This is a genomic window from Halapricum hydrolyticum (genome assembly GCF_025517535.1).
Taxonomy (GTDB): domain Archaea; phylum Halobacteriota; class Halobacteria; order Halobacteriales; family Haloarculaceae; genus Halapricum; species Halapricum hydrolyticum.
The window spans coordinates 1-15,279 of the sequence record NZ_JAOPKC010000009.1 but is presented as its reverse complement, the minus strand read 5'-3'; the positions used below and the strand labels follow the sequence as shown (position 1 = coordinate 15,279).

General features: G+C 64.9%; 15 protein-coding genes and 1 pseudogene. 6 read left to right on the top strand and 10 right to left on the bottom strand.

All coding sequences use genetic code 11. The annotated features are described in order from the left end of the window. The first annotated feature begins 223 nt into the window (after nt 1-223). The 3 genes from OB916_RS09325 to OB916_RS09315 all read left to right on the top strand — a co-directional run bounded on the left by OB916_RS09325 (nt 224) and on the right by OB916_RS09315 (nt 2,858). Nucleotides 224-508, top strand: a complete 285-nt coding sequence (locus tag OB916_RS09325; protein WP_315909023.1) for a HalOD1 output domain-containing protein — start codon at nt 224-226, stop codon at nt 506-508. A 67-nt stretch (nt 509-575) separates the two neighbouring features. Further along, complete coding sequence (locus tag OB916_RS09320) at nt 576-965, top strand: methylglyoxal synthase (RefSeq protein ID WP_315909022.1); 390 nt, start codon at nt 576-578, stop codon at nt 963-965. Between the two features lie 60 nt (nt 966-1,025). After that, the gene (locus OB916_RS09315) at nt 1,026-2,858 is read left to right on the top strand and encodes a flippase-like domain-containing protein (protein WP_315909021.1); all 1,833 of its coding nucleotides are present in this window, start codon (nt 1,026-1,028) and stop codon (nt 2,856-2,858) included. 111 nt (nt 2,859-2,969) lie between these two features. On the opposite strand, the gene OB916_RS09310 is transcribed toward OB916_RS09315, so the two are convergent. After that, nucleotides 2,970-3,947: a phosphoadenosine phosphosulfate reductase family protein gene (locus tag OB916_RS09310; RefSeq protein ID WP_315909020.1), complete on the bottom strand. Its 978-nt coding sequence runs from the start codon at nt 3,945-3,947 to the stop codon at nt 2,970-2,972. Nucleotides 3,948-4,088: 141 nt separating this feature from the next. Here OB916_RS09310 and OB916_RS09305 point away from each other — a divergent pair, with 141 nt between their 5' ends. After that, on the top strand, nt 4,089-4,523 hold the full coding sequence (locus OB916_RS09305) for a DUF7346 family protein (protein WP_315909019.1): 435 nt from the start codon (nt 4,089-4,091) through the stop codon (nt 4,521-4,523). Here the strand turns inward: OB916_RS09305 and rad50 are convergent. The 3 genes from rad50 to OB916_RS09290 all read right to left on the bottom strand — a co-directional run bounded on the left by rad50 (nt 4,520) and on the right by OB916_RS09290 (nt 8,836). Continuing rightward, the gene (rad50, locus tag OB916_RS09300) at nt 4,520-7,201 is read right to left on the bottom strand and encodes a DNA double-strand break repair ATPase Rad50 (protein ID WP_315909018.1); all 2,682 of its coding nucleotides are present in this window, start codon (nt 7,199-7,201) and stop codon (nt 4,520-4,522) included. The two genes, OB916_RS09305 and rad50, sit on opposite strands and share 4 nt — an antisense overlap. Next, entirely contained in the window at nt 7,198-8,496 is a 1,299-nt protein-coding gene (mre11, locus tag OB916_RS09295) for a DNA double-strand break repair protein Mre11 (protein ID WP_315909017.1), read from the bottom strand. Before mre11 ends, rad50 begins: the two co-directional genes overlap by 4 nt. 73 nt (nt 8,497-8,569) lie before the next feature. Continuing rightward, nucleotides 8,570-8,836, bottom strand: a complete 267-nt coding sequence (locus OB916_RS09290; protein ID WP_315909016.1) for a helix-turn-helix domain-containing protein — start codon at nt 8,834-8,836, stop codon at nt 8,570-8,572. A 148-nt stretch (nt 8,837-8,984) separates the two neighbouring features. Between OB916_RS09290 and pan1 the strand changes: the two genes are divergently transcribed. Continuing rightward, on the top strand, nt 8,985-10,199 hold the full coding sequence (gene pan1 / locus OB916_RS09285) for a proteasome-activating nucleotidase Pan1 (protein ID WP_315909015.1): 1,215 nt from the start codon (nt 8,985-8,987) through the stop codon (nt 10,197-10,199). Between the two features lie 93 nt (nt 10,200-10,292). Here pan1 and OB916_RS09280 read toward each other — a convergent pair whose 3' ends face one another. Beyond that, entirely contained in the window at nt 10,293-10,664 is a 372-nt protein-coding gene (locus tag OB916_RS09280) for a hypothetical protein (protein WP_315909014.1), read from the bottom strand. Further along, the gene (locus OB916_RS09275) at nt 10,664-11,104 is read right to left on the bottom strand and encodes a DUF2240 family protein (RefSeq protein WP_315909013.1); all 441 of its coding nucleotides are present in this window, start codon (nt 11,102-11,104) and stop codon (nt 10,664-10,666) included. The genes OB916_RS09280 and OB916_RS09275 overlap by 1 nt, the downstream gene beginning before the upstream one ends. Before the next feature lie 86 nt (nt 11,105-11,190). Here OB916_RS09275 and OB916_RS09270 point away from each other — a divergent pair, with 86 nt between their 5' ends. Continuing rightward, nucleotides 11,191-11,562, top strand: a complete 372-nt coding sequence (locus OB916_RS09270) for a 30S ribosomal protein S8e (protein ID WP_315909012.1) — start codon at nt 11,191-11,193, stop codon at nt 11,560-11,562. A gap of 24 nt (nt 11,563-11,586) precedes the next feature. Here the strand turns inward: OB916_RS09270 and gcvH are convergent, their stop codons facing one another. The 4 genes and pseudogenes from gcvH to OB916_RS17090 form a co-directional block, all read right to left on the bottom strand. After that, complete coding sequence (gene gcvH / locus OB916_RS09265; protein ID WP_315909011.1) at nt 11,587-11,973, bottom strand: glycine cleavage system protein GcvH; 387 nt, start codon at nt 11,971-11,973, stop codon at nt 11,587-11,589. After that, the gene (gcvT, locus tag OB916_RS09260) at nt 11,970-13,049 is read right to left on the bottom strand and encodes a glycine cleavage system aminomethyltransferase GcvT (RefSeq protein ID WP_315909010.1); all 1,080 of its coding nucleotides are present in this window, start codon (nt 13,047-13,049) and stop codon (nt 11,970-11,972) included. Before gcvT ends, gcvH begins: the two co-directional genes overlap by 4 nt. Nucleotides 13,050-13,139: 90 nt before the next feature. After that, on the bottom strand, nt 13,140-15,101 hold the full coding sequence (locus OB916_RS09255; RefSeq protein WP_315909009.1) for a 3-hydroxyacyl-CoA dehydrogenase/enoyl-CoA hydratase family protein: 1,962 nt from the start codon (nt 15,099-15,101) through the stop codon (nt 13,140-13,142). A gap of 86 nt (nt 15,102-15,187) precedes the next feature. Further along, nucleotides 15,188-15,279 (bottom strand): annotated as a pseudogene (locus OB916_RS17090) (IS6 family transposase); the annotation flags it as partial.

Here is a 15,279-nt window from a genome sequence, read left to right as displayed (position 1 = left end):
GCGGGGATTACCTACCATCTTACTGATAGCGCTTATTATCACAATTCGAAGATTCCGCGGCGGTAATCGATTTCACAGGCGCAATCTATGGATTTCTATGATGTCATGACAATCACTGCCTGGACTGCACGGAAAGGCGGTCTCCAAACCCGGACAGGCAGGCTCTTTCTGAGTCTGAAACCGCTCGCGGACACTATATATCGAGCACGGGGTACAGAGAGGTATGAGCGCCGACGAGCCGTACATCGTTCGCGACGAGGACGGCGACGCGGACGACGCAGCGGCGTGGGTCGCCCCGGAGCCGGCATCGGACGTGATTACCGACGCGATCATCTCCGAGAGCGACCTCGAACGTGGCGACGTCGAACCGCTACGCGAGCACGTGGACTTCGAGACGCTCCGGGCCGTGTTGACGGGCAAACAGCGACCCCCGGAAGTGACGTTCTCGATCGGCGACTGGACCATCACCGTCGATCGGGACGGTGCCGTCGAAGTCACCGAAGAGTGATCAGACGCGACCGAACCGGCTCTCGAACGCGCGAAAGTTGTTTCACGGTGCGTCGAGACAGTGAACTATGACGCGCATCGCGCTGATCGCACACGACGACGAGAAGCCAGAGATGATCGACCTCGTCGAGAGCTACCAGTCGTATCTCTCGACGGTGGACATCGTCTGTACGGGGACGACGGGCCAGCGGATCGCCGAGGCGACGGGGCTGGAGGTCGAACGCAAGCAGTCGGGGCCGCTGGGCGGCGATATGGAGATCGGTGCCGAAGCCGCGAACGACCGGATCGACGGGATCGTCTTCCTGCGCGATCCTCTGACAGCACAGCCCCACGAGCCGGACATCTCGGCGCTGTTGCGGATCTGTGACGTCCACGACACGCCGCTTGCGACCACTCGGACGTCCGCGGAATACGTGCTCGAAGGCCTGGCACGCGAGGACGGGCACGAACTCGGATAGCGCAGGTCTCCCGGCGGCCACCAGAAGGTTCTTGCCGGACGTGACCGATCTAGACCTACAATGGATCGTGCGGTCGAGGTGAGCGTCGTCCTGCCCGCCTACAACGAGGCGGACACGATCGAGCGGACCGTCGAGGTCACGCTCGCGACGCTCGAGGAGTTTCTGCCCGCAGGCGCTTTCGAGGTGATCGTGGCGGAAGACGGCTGTGAGGACCGCACGCCCGAAATCGCCACCAGACTGGCTGCCGACGACGAGCGTGTGCGCCACGTCCACAGCGACCAGCGACTCGGCCGGGGCGGCGCGCTGGAGTATGCCTTCCGGCAGGCCCGCGGCGAGACGCTGGCGTACTTCGACACCGACCTTGCGACGGACATGTCTCATCTGGAGGAGTTGGTCGAAAGCGTTCGCAGCGACGGTTACGAGTTCGCGACCGGCTCGCGGTGGATCCCCGGCAACACTGCGGATCGGCCCCCAAAGCGCGGAATCCCGAGCAAGGGGTTCAACGCCCTCGTCCAGTTGCTGTTGCGCTCGGAGATAGAGGACCACCAGTGCGGCTTCAAGGCCTTCGATCGGGCGGCCCTGTTCGACGTGCTGGAGGAAGTCGAAGACGACCACTGGTTCTGGGACACGGAGGTACTCGTCCACGCCCAGCGTGCCGGATACGACGTCAAGGAGTTCCCCGTCGAGTGGACGCCGAAGGGCGATTCGAAGGTCGATCTCGTTCGGGACGTCTTCGGGATGGGCAGCCAGATTGTCCGCACCTTCTGGCAGGTATCGGTCTCACCACGGATCGACCGCCGGGTGAACGCCGCGGTCGGGACGGGACTGGTCGCCCTCGCACTGGTGTTGATGACGACGTATCTCGATCCCGGAGAGGTGTGGGCGAACATGCGCGAGGCCGACCTGCTCGTTGTCGGTGTCTCGGCGCTCGTGTACGTCCTTTCCTGGCCGCTTCGCGGGACGCGTTACCGGGACATCCTCGAACGACTGGGCTATCGCTCGGATCCGGGATTCCTGACGGGCGCGATATTCATCAGCCAGACCGGAAACCTGGTCTTTCCCGCACGGCTGGGTGACGCCGTCCGCGCCTACGTGATGAAAGCTCGTCGGTCGGTGCCGTACCCCTCGGGGTTCGCCTCGCTGGCGATCGAACGGGTGTTCGATCTGTTGACGATCGCGTTCCTGGCCGGCGTCGTCGTGCTGGGGATGGTGATGACGATGTCCCCGACAGAGTTGCAGACCGCCATCGTCGGCACGGAACTGTCCGGCGGTCAGGAACAGGCGGGCCGGACCGCGATGGTCGTCGCCGCGGGCGTCGGTGTGGCCGCCATCGTCGCGACCCTGGGGATCGTCTTCAGCGCCCGGAGCGACCGCAACTACGTCCGGGAGGCCGTTTCCAGGCTCAGCAGTGACAGTTACGCTGACTACGTCGCAGGTGTGATCGAACAGTTCGCGGGAGACGTCCAGACGGTCGCTAGCGACCGACGGGCGTTCGCGCTGGTCGGGACGACGAGCCTGTTGATCTGGACGATCGACGTGTTCACCGCGGTCATCGTGTTGGCGGCGTTCGGCGTCGAACTCACACCGTTCGTCATCGGCGTTGCCTTCTTCGCGGTCAGCGTCGGCAACCTCGCGAAGGTGTTGCCCCTGACGCCCGCCGGACTCGGGCTCTACGAGGGGGCGTTCGCGATCATCGTCGTCGGCCTGACGCCGATCGGGGGGGCACTCGCGATCAGCGTCGCGATCGTCGATCACGCCGTCAAGAACCTGGTGACGCTCGCGGGCGGGCTGGTCTCGATGGCCTGGCTCAACGTCTCGCTGACGAGAGCCGTCGAGGAAAGCGAAGCCTACAGCGGCGCGGAAAGCGACCGGAAACGCGTGACTCGCGAGTGATCGCCGAGAGTGTGATGGTCGAGAGCGCGAGAGGCCAGCCGCTCCACTATTGTCTGTCCTGATTTGTGGTCGAAAACGTCGACGAAGGCTGATGAACCGATCAGCGACGGCTCACATGTAGCCGAGGTCGCGCAGCCGCTCCATCAGGTCCTCTTTGTCCTGGGCGCGGCCGGCGCGCTCGGTGGTGTTGGCCATGTCCTGCAGCCAGGCAGGCTCCTCGGCGGACTTGTCCGTGCTGACTTCGCTGCCGAGAGATCGGAACCCGGCGAAGTACTTCGGGCTGACCGGCACGTCTTCCTTCTCGACGCCCTCGGGCAGGTCGTCCTGGCCCTGGGGCACGTAGCCGTCTTCCGGGAACCCTGCGACGGTGTCCGGGACGACGAAGTTCCAGAACGTCTCCCAGACGTCTGCCTCGGCGAACTGGAGGATCGGCTGGACGCGGTCGTGGGGCGGGTAGATGTCCGGATCGTGACGCGGCGAGAAGAACGTCTCGTCGGCGCGGGCCTCCTGTTCGTCCCAGCGGACGCCCGAGAGGACGGCGTCGACGTCGTGCTCTTCGAGCGTGTCGTTGAGCGCGACCGTCTTCAGCAGGTGGTTGCCGACGTAGGTGTCAAGCAGGAACGGGAACGTCTCCTCCTCGTACTCCAGCAGGTTCCGGACGTGGTGCTGGTTGTGCTCGCTGAGCGCGTCGATCGGGATGTCGTCACCCGGCTCCAGGCCGTTCTCGTCGACGTACGCGCCGACGTCCTCGTTGCGGGCCCAGATGACGTCCAGATCCCACTCGTCGGCCCAGTACTCGACGAAGTCGATGAGCTCGTCGAAGTGCTGGTAGTGGTCGATGAACACGACCGGCGGGACCTCCAGATCGAAGCGGTCGGCAACCTCCTTGACGAAGTACAGCGTCAGCGTCGAATCCTTGCCGCCGGTCCACATGACGACCGGATTCTCGTACTGCTCCAGGCCTTCGCGGGTGACCTCGATAGCCTTCTCAATCTTGTCTTCGATACTCTTGTAATCCTCGGGGTTCTGCCCTTTCCCGTCGGTGTAGTCGACGTCGAGATACTCGGGGAACTCGATGCGCTTCGACATTGTGTAATTAGATATAATTATATCGTGCTGTAAGTGTCTTTCGGGACTGTGTCGTCGACGGCTCTCGCTCGAACCGATCCCGGATGCAATCGCTTTGCCCCTGTCGAAATCGCTTTGCGCGTGCGTTTCGTTCGATCGACCATGCGGCTGGTCAGCGACGGAGAGGCCTACTGTATCCACCGGCGTTCGAGCGGCGGGGAGTGTCGGGTCAGAGAGCTGTCGGACGGAGCCGTGACGACCAGGCCGTGCTCGGAGCTGACGCCGGTCGATCCGGGCGGGTTTGCCGAGAGGTTCGACGTACCTATCGGCGTGTCGGGGCCGCGAGAGCGGTCCGGGCGGGCGCTCGCACTCCTGCTCGAACTGGCGATCGGCGGTGCCGCGTCGGTACGACAGCTGCTCGATCGGTTCGACGCATGCGAGAGTGAACTCCACGGGACTGCAACCGAGCTCCGCGCGGCCGGACTGATCGAGACGACGACTGTCCACGGCCAGCGGGGCTACCGGGCGACAGAAGCGACACGGGACGAGATATCGACGGGTGGCGTCCAGGTTCATTCGCCGCCGGATCTCGACTAGTCCGACCCGACGGATTCGGCCAGCACCGGCGAGTCGAGCCGTTCGACGTGCGATCGGTTGGTCGTGGGGTCTTTCTCGACGTGGACGAGGTCGTCTGCCGCGCCGATCAGTTCCTCGTCGTGGCTGACCACGACGATCTGCTCGACGCCGAGCTCGCGCATCTGCTCGATCAGCGCCACGAGCTGTGAGACGTGGCCCGAGTCGAGGAAGACGGTCGGTTCGTCGAGCACCAGCGGCGGCATCGGGGCTGTCCCCTCGATCCCCTCGGATAGCAGCCGGTAGATCGCGGTCCGCAGCGAGAGGTTGAACAGCGCTCGCTCGCCGCCCGAAAGCTGTTCGGGATCGAGCGTGTCGCCGTTCTTCTGGTGGATCGTCAGCTCGTAGTCGCCGCTCAGCTCGATCCGCGAGTAGGAGGCGTTCTGGTAGATCAGGTCGAACGTGTCGTTGAGCATCCGTTCGAGCGTCTCGACGTTTCGCCGGCGCAGCTCCGCCCGGAGCTGCCCGTACATCGATTCGAGTTGTTCGGTCTCCTCGTACAGCGACTCGAGACGTTCGACGACCGCCTCCAGTTCCTCGCGCCGTTCCCGGAGAGCTTCGAGTTCTTCGAGTTCCTGTTTGACGCCACCGATCCGACTCTGGAGGTCGTCACGGCGCTCCCGGAGCGACTCGAGTTGCCCGTCGACCTGTTCGATGTACTGCTCTGCGTCCTGCTTCTGGTCTCTGGCGGCCTCGACCTGTGACTCGTCGACCGCCTGTGCGAGTTCAGACCGGCGGTCGCGTTTCTCGGCGAGTCGCTCGCGACGCTCCTCGTTCGTCTCGGCGAGATCCGACCGACGCTCGCGCAGTCGCTCGATCTCGCCTTCGGCGTCTTCGATCGCCTTGAGCGCGTCGAGTGCCCGCTCGAGTCGCTGTCGGCGCTCCCTGAGGTCGGTCCGGCGTTCGTTGATGGTGCCGATCTGCTCGCGTGCCTGTTCGGCCAGCGCCTCGGCCTCCTCGGCATCGTCGCGCGCTTCCTCTGCCTCTCCTTCGAGTTCGGCCGCCGACTCCCGGAGTTCGCTCACGCGCTCGCGGTCGTCCTGGAGATCCTCGGCCTGTTCATCGAGCAGTTGCTGGATCGTTTCGCGGCGTTCGCGCAGGCGGTCGATCTCGTCTTCGGCTTCGAGGAGTTCTTCCGCCCGATCGAGACGCTCGGTCAGTCGATCACGCCGATCCCGGAGTTCGGCACGCTCCGCTTGCAGTTGTTCGAGTTCGTCTCGCTGCTCGTCGAGCGACTCCACGTGCGGTGACCCCTCGACGTCCTGGCCACACTCGGGACACTTGCCCGCCTCCAGTAGCGACTCGGCCTCCTCGATCGATTCGCGCTGCTGGTCGATCTCGGCCGACAGCTCCGCCAGTTCGTCCCGGACGCTGTCGAGATCGGCGTCGATCTCCTCGCGGTGCTCTTCGGCCGCCCCCACATCGATCGGCGCGTCCGCAAATTCCTCCCGAAGCTCCTCGATCCGGTCCTCGAGGTCGCTCACCCGCTCGCGTCGCTCTTCGAGCTTCGACTCGGCCGATTCGATCTCGGCCGCCAGTTCGTCGGCTCGCTGTCGCTTCTCGGCTGCCCGCGACTCCAGCGAGTCGGCCCGCTCGCGGGCGCTTTCGGCGTCGCTCGCACGCTCGCTGGCTTCGAGTCGATGCTCTTCGAGGTCGTCCCGGAGCTCCTCGTCGCGCTCGTCCAGCTCTGTGAGTCGTGCTTCGACGGTCGCAGTCGTCGCGTCGGCGTCGAGCTCGGACTCGGCGAGCGCCGTTCGGGCCGTCTCCTCGCGGTCTTCGATCGCCGAGCGCAACTCGGAGACCTCCGACTGAAGCGACTCGCGCTCGCGTTCGGTCTCGGCGATCGTGTCCTCCAGCTCCTCGATCTCCGACTCGACGGTCTCCAGTTCGTCACGTTTCTGTTCGTACTCTTCGAGGACCGCCTCGGCCTCTTCGAGGGTTTCGACGGCCGTCTCGCGCTGCTCCTCGTAGCGGTCGATCTCGGATTCGACCTCCTGTAGCTCCGTCTGGAGGTCGTTCAGCGTCCCGTGCAGGTCTTTCTCCTCTTTGGCTTCGATCTGCTCGTCGAGCTGTGCCAGCGCTCCCTGCTTGTCGTCGCGGACGCGGCCGACCCCGACGCGAGCGTCGCTGGCACGCGAGCGGTACCCCTCGAGCTTGCCCAGTTGCAGGAGTTCGTCGATCATGTCCTGGCGCTCGTCCGGGGTCGCATTGATGAGCTTGTTGACCTCGCCCTGGCGGACGTACGCGCAGTTGACGAACGCCTCGTGGTCCATCCGGAGCAACTCCGCGACGCGCTCGCCGACGTCTCTGGCCCCGTCGTAGGTCGCCTCCGGCCCCTCAAGCACGCACTCGGCGGTCGTCGGGCGGTCGCCGGTCGCCCGGACCCGGCGCTTGAGGTGGTAGTCGCCGCCGGCGTGGGTGAACCACAGTTCGACGATCGTCTCCTCGGCCCCCGTCGTGACCACGTCCTCCAGCGTCGCGTCGAGCGCGCGGGCCCCATACAGCGCGAAAAACGCCGCTTCCAGCAGCGACGTCTTGCCGCTGCCGTTGACACCGTGGATCACCGTCACCCCCGGGTTCAGGCGCAAGTCGGCGTCCCCGTAGCATTTGAAGTTCTTCAGAGCGATCCGCGTGAATTTCATAGGTACTCCTCCATCGTGGCCTGCCCGTCGCCGTCGGCAGACTGTGCGTCCTCAGCAGTGTCTGCGTCGGGTGTGTCCTCAGCCGATCCGACGTCAGGTGCGTCGTCGGACGATTCGGCGTCGGGTGTGTCGTCGCCGGCGTCGGATGCGTCCTCAGCGGTGCCCGCGTCGGGTTCGTCGTCGGCCGCCTCGAACGCGCCGGGGTCGGCTTCCTCGACGATCTCGGCGACGCGTTGCTGGACGCGGTCGGCGACGTTCGAATCGGCGACCTTGCTGGCCCGGACGGTCTCGTCGATGTCCCGCGCGGCCGGGCTCAGCCCCAGCTCGCGGATCCGTTCGCTGACGGCGTCGTCCGGGTCGGCGAACGAGACGGACACCTCCTGGGCCGGTTCGATTTCCCGGCGGTCGTTGACGCGGGCGACCAGCGCGCCCGCCTCCAGCGCGACCGTCTCGATCTCCGCGGGAGTGATCGGCTCGCCGTCGCCCTCGATCGTCACGATGACGACCGACTCTTCCAGTTCGTGTTGCAGGACGCGCTTGCGGACCCGATCGTACCCTTCACCGTCTTTGAGTTCGACGTCGACGAAGACGAACTCTCGGGTCGGCAGCCCGCGTCGTCGGATGTCGACCCCGTCGTCGAAGGTGACGAGATTGTAGCCGCGGTCCTCCCGCTCGGAACCGCTCGTGCGCTCGGTCGACCCGCAGTATGTCAGCCACGTGCCGTCGACCTCCGCCCGCTTTGGCGTGTGGTCGTCGCCGAGCAACATCGCGTCGAAGGCGACGGACGACTCGGCGAGCACCGTTTCGGCGTCCCAGTCGCCATGGTCGAACGGCTGGAAGAGCCCGTGGGCGACCAGCGCCGCGTACTCGGCGTCGTGTGGCTCGAAGTCGTACGCCAGCGAGGACCGCTGGGATTTCGGGACGTAATCGAGCCCGTAGAAGGCCGTCTCGCCGATCGTCACGGGTTCGGCCCCTAGCCGGGTGGCCAGCCCGAGCGACTCGAACAGGTCCAGCCACTGGGCGTCGCGCTTGGTCTCGTGGTTACCGACGATGGCGAGAAACGGGATCGACGCGTCCTCGAGCGTTCGCAGGACGGACAGCGTTCCCATGATGTCGGCCAGTCCCGGGCGCCGGTCGTGGAACAGGTCGCCGGCGTGGACGACCGCGTCGACGTCCTCGGCGACGGCGTCCTCGACCACCTGTCGGAACGCAGATAGAAAGTCCTCTCGACGGGCGGGTTCGTGGTACTGTTGATACCCGAGGTGCGTGTCGCCCGTGTGGATCACCCGCGTCATCGACTGGCCGTAGGCCGTCCCGTCCTAAAGGGATTCCGAGACCAGGCTGAAAGTAAAATCGACCGCCGTATTTTTACTCGATCTGGAGGGAGTAGACGCGCTTGCGAGCGTCGGTAAAGGAGAACCGGGCGTCGACGACGCCGATATCTTCCAGGCGGTTCAGGGCGTACCGAACCGTCCGGCCGGGCAACAGCGTCTCCTCGGCGAGCTGGCTCTGGGTCAACTGTCCGTTGTACTCCAGGACCTTCGCGACGAGTTTCGCACTCGGGGGGAGCTCTCGAACCGCGTCCCAGTCGTTGTCCTGTGGTGCGTCCGTGGATACCGTCTCGGTCGTGCTCATCGTACTCCGAACGAGTGGATACAAGGTAATAATATTTTCTCTTCTAAAATATGCGCATCACTCATTCACCGATAGTCCTGATCGGCGGCGTGGCATCGCTTGACACCACCCGAAACCTCTTATGAACACATCCACTACCCAGGGGGTAATGACGGACACCGTCGACGACGTTAGTCTCCCGTACGACGACGACGCCTCCCAGCAGGAGAAAATCGAGGCCCTGCAGGAGCGTCTCGAAGTGCTGGAGGCCCAAAACGAGGAGATGCGGGACAAGTTGCTCGATGCCAACGCCGAGAACAACAAATACCAGCAGAAGCTCGAACGACTCACCCACGAGAACAAGAAACTCAAGCAGTCGCCGCTGTTCATCGCTACCGTTCAGGAGATGACCGACGAGGGCGTCATCATCAAACAGCACGGCAACAACCAGGAAGCGCTGACCGAGGTCACAGAGGAGATGCGGGAAGACCTCGAGCCGGACGCCCGGGTCGCGGTCAACAACTCCCTGTCGATCGTCAAGTCCCTGGACGACGAGACCGACGTCCGTGCTCGCGTGATGGAAGTCGACCAGAGCCCGGACGTCGGCTACGAGGACATCGGCGGTATCCAGGAGCAGATCGAGGAGGTCCGCGAGACCGTCGAGATGCCGCTGAAGAACCCCGGCATGTTCGAGGATGTCGGGATCGACCCGCCCAGCGGTGTCCTCCTGTACGGTCCGCCCGGCACGGGCAAGACGATGATGGCCAAGGCCGTCGCAAACCAGACTGACGCCACGTTCATCAAGATGGCCGGCTCGGAGCTGGTCCACAAGTTCATCGGCGAGGGCGCGAAACTCGTCCGGGACCTGTTCGAACTGGCCCGCCAGCACGAACCCGCCGTCATCTTCATCGACGAGATCGACGCGATCGCGAGCAAGCGGACCGAATCGAAGACCTCCGGCGACGCGGAGGTCCAGCGGACGATGATGCAACTCCTCTCGGAGATGGACGGTTTCGAGGACCGTGGTGAGATCCGGATCATCGCCGCCACCAACCGCTTCGACATGCTCGACCGGGCGATCCTCCGGCCCGGCCGCTTCGACCGCCTCATTGAGGTGCCAAAGCCCGACGCGGAGGGTCGCGAACAGATCTACCGGATCCACACCCGCGAGATGAACCTCGCCGAGACCGTGGACTTCGAGTCGCTGGCCGAGGAGACCGGCGCGGCCTCCGGGGCGGACATCAAGGCGATCTGTACCGAAGCCGGGATGTTCGCGATCCGCGACGACCGCTTGGAGATCGTCGAACAGGACTTCTACGACGCCTGGGAGAAGATTCAGCAGGAAGCCGATGACGACGAAGACGTCTCGCGGACGTTCCACTAGATTCTTTCGCGTCTCTGTTTTCGTTGCGCCGGTCTGGTGTTGTGTTCCACCTGCAGTGGTCACGCGTTGTCTTCCACGGCTGCGACGAAGTAGTCACGCGCCGTGCTCTACGGCTGCAGCGATCACGTCGACCGCGGGCTTGACGGCCGCACCGCTTTCGACCTGCAGCACGGCCATGTCGTCTTCACGCCGGGCGGGAACGCCGGCGTTCCCGGCAGTCTCGATCACTGCGTCTGTACCGACCGAGACGGTCACCCGGACGTAGTCCGGGAAGAGCGAGGCGGTTCCGACGTCAACCTCGTCGACCGCGATCCCGTATGCCGGGGTGCCGTCCTCGCTCGGCGTCGCGTCGCGGTCGGCGTCGATCACCTCGACGCGTGCCAGTGGCCCGGTCTCGCGGGCCGACAGTTCCGACGCGAGCAGTTGCGCGATTCGCTTGCCGTCCGTGATGCGCTCTTCGACCATCACAGATCCCCCCGCACCCGCTCGACGTGGTCGTCGACGGACAGGCCCTGTCGGCGAGCGTAGACGACTGCGGCCGTCTCGAGAGTTACGCCGAGGTCGCTCTGCAGCCCGTTGATCGCCGCGACCGCTTCCCGCTTGTCGGCTCCGGCTTCGACGACCGCGTCGAGGATCCGCTCGAAGGTCGTCCGCTGCTGGAGAATCGATTCTTCGGGCGTGAACCCCTCGGGGATGGTCACCGTGCCGACGTCGAACGTCGCGACCAGCTCGTCGTCGTCGGGCTCGAGGAGCCCTTCGCTCGCCGCGACGTCGATCAATCGCTTGGCCTGATCGGGCGAGAACCAGTCCCGATCCAGCGACAGCGCGACGACGAAATCGCTACGGCCGAGCCGATCGGTGCCCGCCTGGACGAACGGTGCGCCGACAGCTGTCCGAAGACTCATCACGCGTTGGTGGTGGCCCCGTGGTGTAAATACTACCGTTTCTGCGAGTCGAGAGGTTCAAGTATCCGCTGGTGTTTCTCTCAGGTATGAAATTCCAGGGCCGTTCGACACGCAAGCGAACCGGTGGCCGCCGTCGCCACTCCCGAAACAAGCGCAAGTACGAACTCGGCGACGAACCGACCGAAACCGAACTCGACGACCCGTCGCTGAAGACGATCGACGCCCGCGGGAACACGACGAAGGTCCGGGCGCTCAGCACGAACGTCGCCAGCGTCGCCGACGGCGATACGGTCGTCGAGGCGGAGATCGAAAACGTCGTCGAGAACCCCGCGAACCTGAACTACATCCGTCGAAACATCATCACGAAAGGCGCTGTCATCGAGACCAGCGAAGGCGAGGCACGCGTCACGTCTCGCCCCGGACAGGACGGACAGGTCAACGCTGTTCTAATCGAGTAGTCGGCGCGAATTCCGCCGTCTCGCTCACGAGTCGATCTCGTCGGCGTACGCCTCGGCAGTGAGCAGCGACGCGAGTTCGTCGGGATCGGCCAGTTCGACCTCGACGAGCCAGCCGTCGCCGTACGGGTCTTCGTTGATCAACTCGGGCTGATCGAACAGGGCTTCGTTGACTGCCGTGACCTCGCCGGCGACCGGGGCGTAGACGTCCGAGACGGCTTTGATACTCTCGACGACGGCGAAGTCGTCGCCGGCGTCGATCTCCTCGCCCTCGTCGGGCAGTTCGACGAAGACGACGTCGCCCAGTTCGTCCTGTGCGACATCGGAAATGCCGATTCGTGCGGTGCCGTCGGTCGTGCGGACCCATTCGTGGGAGTCGAGGTATCGCAACTCCTCCGGGATATCGAAGCTCATCTATCGATGAATGGCGTGGTCCTGATACGTGCCTTCTTCGGTTCGTCCCTGACGACGACGCGAACGACGGTGTCCGGATCCGCGTGTGCAACGTCGACGTAGGCCAGCCCGATCGGCTCACCGAGCGTCGGACTCATCGTCCCACTCGTGACGTGTCCGATCTCCTTGCCGCCGGGCGTCGTGACGGGCTGTCCGTGTCGCGGGACGCCCCGGTCGATCAGCTGTACGCCCCGGAGTTTCGATTCGGGGCCTTCTGCGGCGACTCCCTCAAGCGCGTCGCGACCGACGAACTCCGTGTCGAGTTTGACGGCGAAGCCGATCCCCGCCTCGTAGGGCGTTCGCGGCTCCGTCTCGGGGTCGAAGTCCTGTCCGGAGAGGAGATAGCCCATCTCCAGGCGCAGCGTGTCTCGGGCACCGAGCCCGCAGGGCTGTACGTCGAAGGCGTCCCAGACGGTCGTCGCAGCCGCCTCCGGAACCAGGATCTCGAAGCCGTCCTCGCCGGTGTATCCCGTGGCCGCAACCAGACAGTCCGCGCCGGCGACATCGGCGCGTTCGATCTCGAACCGGTCGAGCGTGTATCGCGCGTCAGTCACCTCCTCGAAGCGCTCTGGCGCGTCCGGTCCCTGGGCCGCGATCATCGCCCAGTCGGTCGTCGCGTTGGTGATTTCGGCGTCGAGATCGAATTCGGAGCGAATCCACCGGCACCGCTCGGCCATCGCCTCGTCGTTGCCGGCGTTGGGCACGAACAGGTACGTCTCGCCGTCGGGCAGGCGATAGACGACCGTGTCCTCGAGCATGATCCCCTCTTCGTCGGTGATCGCGGCGTACTGTGCCTCCCCGGGATCGAGTGCGGTCACGTCGCTGGTCGTGAGCCGCTGCAAGAGTCGTTCCGCGTCGGAGCCGGTGACCTCGATCTGGCCCATGTGCGAGACGTCGAACTTGCCGACTGACTCGCGGACGCGCTCGTGTTCGGACCGGATCGAATCGAACTCGACCGGCATCTCCCACCCGCCGAAGTCGGTGAAACTGGCGTCCCGGTCCGCGTGGCGCTGGTAGAGTGGCGTCTGACGACCCATACCGTCAGCGGCGGCGGGGACAGAGGTAACTCTTTGGACCAGGGACGGAACTAACTCGCCGGACCTGGAAGCGGGAGGCAGTCGTCGGGACTACTGCCCTTCGAACTCGGGATCGCGGTCCTGCTGGAAGGCGGCCAGCCCCTCCCAGACGTCGTCAGTGGTGAACAGGTGCCCGAATGCAGCGGCCTCGACCTCCAGGCCGGCGCCGGTGTCGTCGCGACCCGCGTGCATCGCGCGCTTGGTGAACTTCTGGGCGATCGGCGGGCCGGCGGCCAGTTCCCGGGCCAGTTCCCGGGCCCGCTCCTCGAAGGACTCGTTTTCGACGACCTCGTTGACGAATCCGTAGTCGGCCATCGTCTCGGCGTCGTAGTCGTTGCGCGCGGTGAAGATGATCTCCTTGGCGCGCCCTTCGCCGACGATCGCGCTGAGTCGCTGGGTGCCGCCCCAGCCCGGCAGGAGGCCCAGGTTGTGTTCGGGCTGGCCGAACTGCGCGCGCTCGCTGGCGACCCGCAGATCCGCGCCCGTGGCCAGTTCCATCCCGCCGCCGAGACAGTAGCCGTCGATCGCCGCGACGACCGGCTTGGGACACTCCTCGAACGCGCCGGTGACCTGCTGGCCGTACCGGGAGATCTCGGTTGCTTCCAGCCCGCTGCCCGGTGCGGCCGAGGCGGCGTCGAATCCCGCCGAGAACGCCCGGTCGCCCGCACCGGAGACCAGCAACGAGCGAACGTCGTCGTCTTCCTCGAGAGCCTCGACCGCGTGTTCGATCTCCTCGAGCATCTGGACGGTGATCGAGTTCATCCGGTGGGGTCGGTCGATCTCGATGTGGCCGACGCGTCCGTCGATCTCGACGCTGATCTGCTCGTAGGCACGACCGCTCGCCTCGCCTTCGTCGTCCGCGTAGAAGCCGCCGTTGTCAGCGATCTCGCGGAGCCCGTCGCTGACTTCGTAGCGCGGGTGTCCCGTTTCGGCGTGTCGTCCTTCCAGCGTCTCGACGAGCGTCTCGACGCCAGCCGCGTCGGCCAGCTTGCCCGGGCCGTCCGGGAACCCGGCCCCGAGCATCATCGCCTCGTCGATGTCCTCGATCGGTGCGACGCTGTCCTCGATCAACTTGGCTGTTTCGTTGGCCAGCACCGCGAGCAGTCGGCGTTCGATTGCTCCCTCGCCCGCGTCGGCCGGGATTTCGACGCCTTCGTCGTGGTCGTACCACCCTTCGCCGGTCTTCTCGCCGAATTTCCCTTCGTCGATTTTCTCCGTGAGCAACGGACACGGTTCGTATGCCTCCCCCAGCTCGGAGTTGAGGTACTCCAGCACGTGATGTGCGACGTCGTTGCCGACCCGGTCGGCGAGTTCGAACGGTCCCATCGGGATGCCGATGTCGTACTTGCCCGTGCTGTCGACGGTCCTGATGTCGGCACCGCCCTCGTTGACGGCCCAGCACGCCTCGTTCAAAAGCGGCGTGAGGATCCGGTTGACGACGAAACCGGGACTGTCCTTCCGCACCCTGATCGACGTTTTGTCGAACGATTCCGCCAGGGCTTCGACCGTCTCCAGCGTCTCCTCGCTGGTGTGTTTGCCGGTGATGACCTCGACCAGTTGCATCCGCACGGGCGGGTTGAAAAAGTGCATCCCACAGAACTGCTCGGGTCGATCTGTCATCTCCGAGAGGTCAGTGATCGAGAGGCTGGACGTGTTCGTCGCGAAGATCGCCCGGTCCGGGGCGTACTCCTCGAGTGATCCGTAGACCTCGGTCTTGATGTCCATGACTTCCGGGACGGCCTCGATGACGACGTCGGCGTCCCCGACGGCCGCCTCCAGGTCGACCAGCGGCGTGATCCGATCCAATACTACCTCGGGATCCTCATCGAGTCGGTCTTTCTCTGCCAGCTTCTCTACTGACCACTCGATGTTCTCGTAGCCGTCCTGCACGAGGTCCTCATCGATGTCACGCAACGCGACCTCGTAGCCTGCAAGCGCTGCGACCTCGGCGATCCCATGGCCCATGCTTCCGGCGCCGAGCACCGCGACCCTCGTGATGTCGTCGACGTTCATAACGTGCGTCCCCTGTCGTGGCACACGAATGAAGGTTTCCTTCCCGGAAAATCATTAATTATAGATAGCGGACTACTCCGGTCGCGTTAACTTTGGCGTGAGTTGTGATAGACAGCGAAGGCTTCGAGCCACTCTTCAGCTGTCTCTAGCTCGACATGGCTGAAACTATTTGCAAACG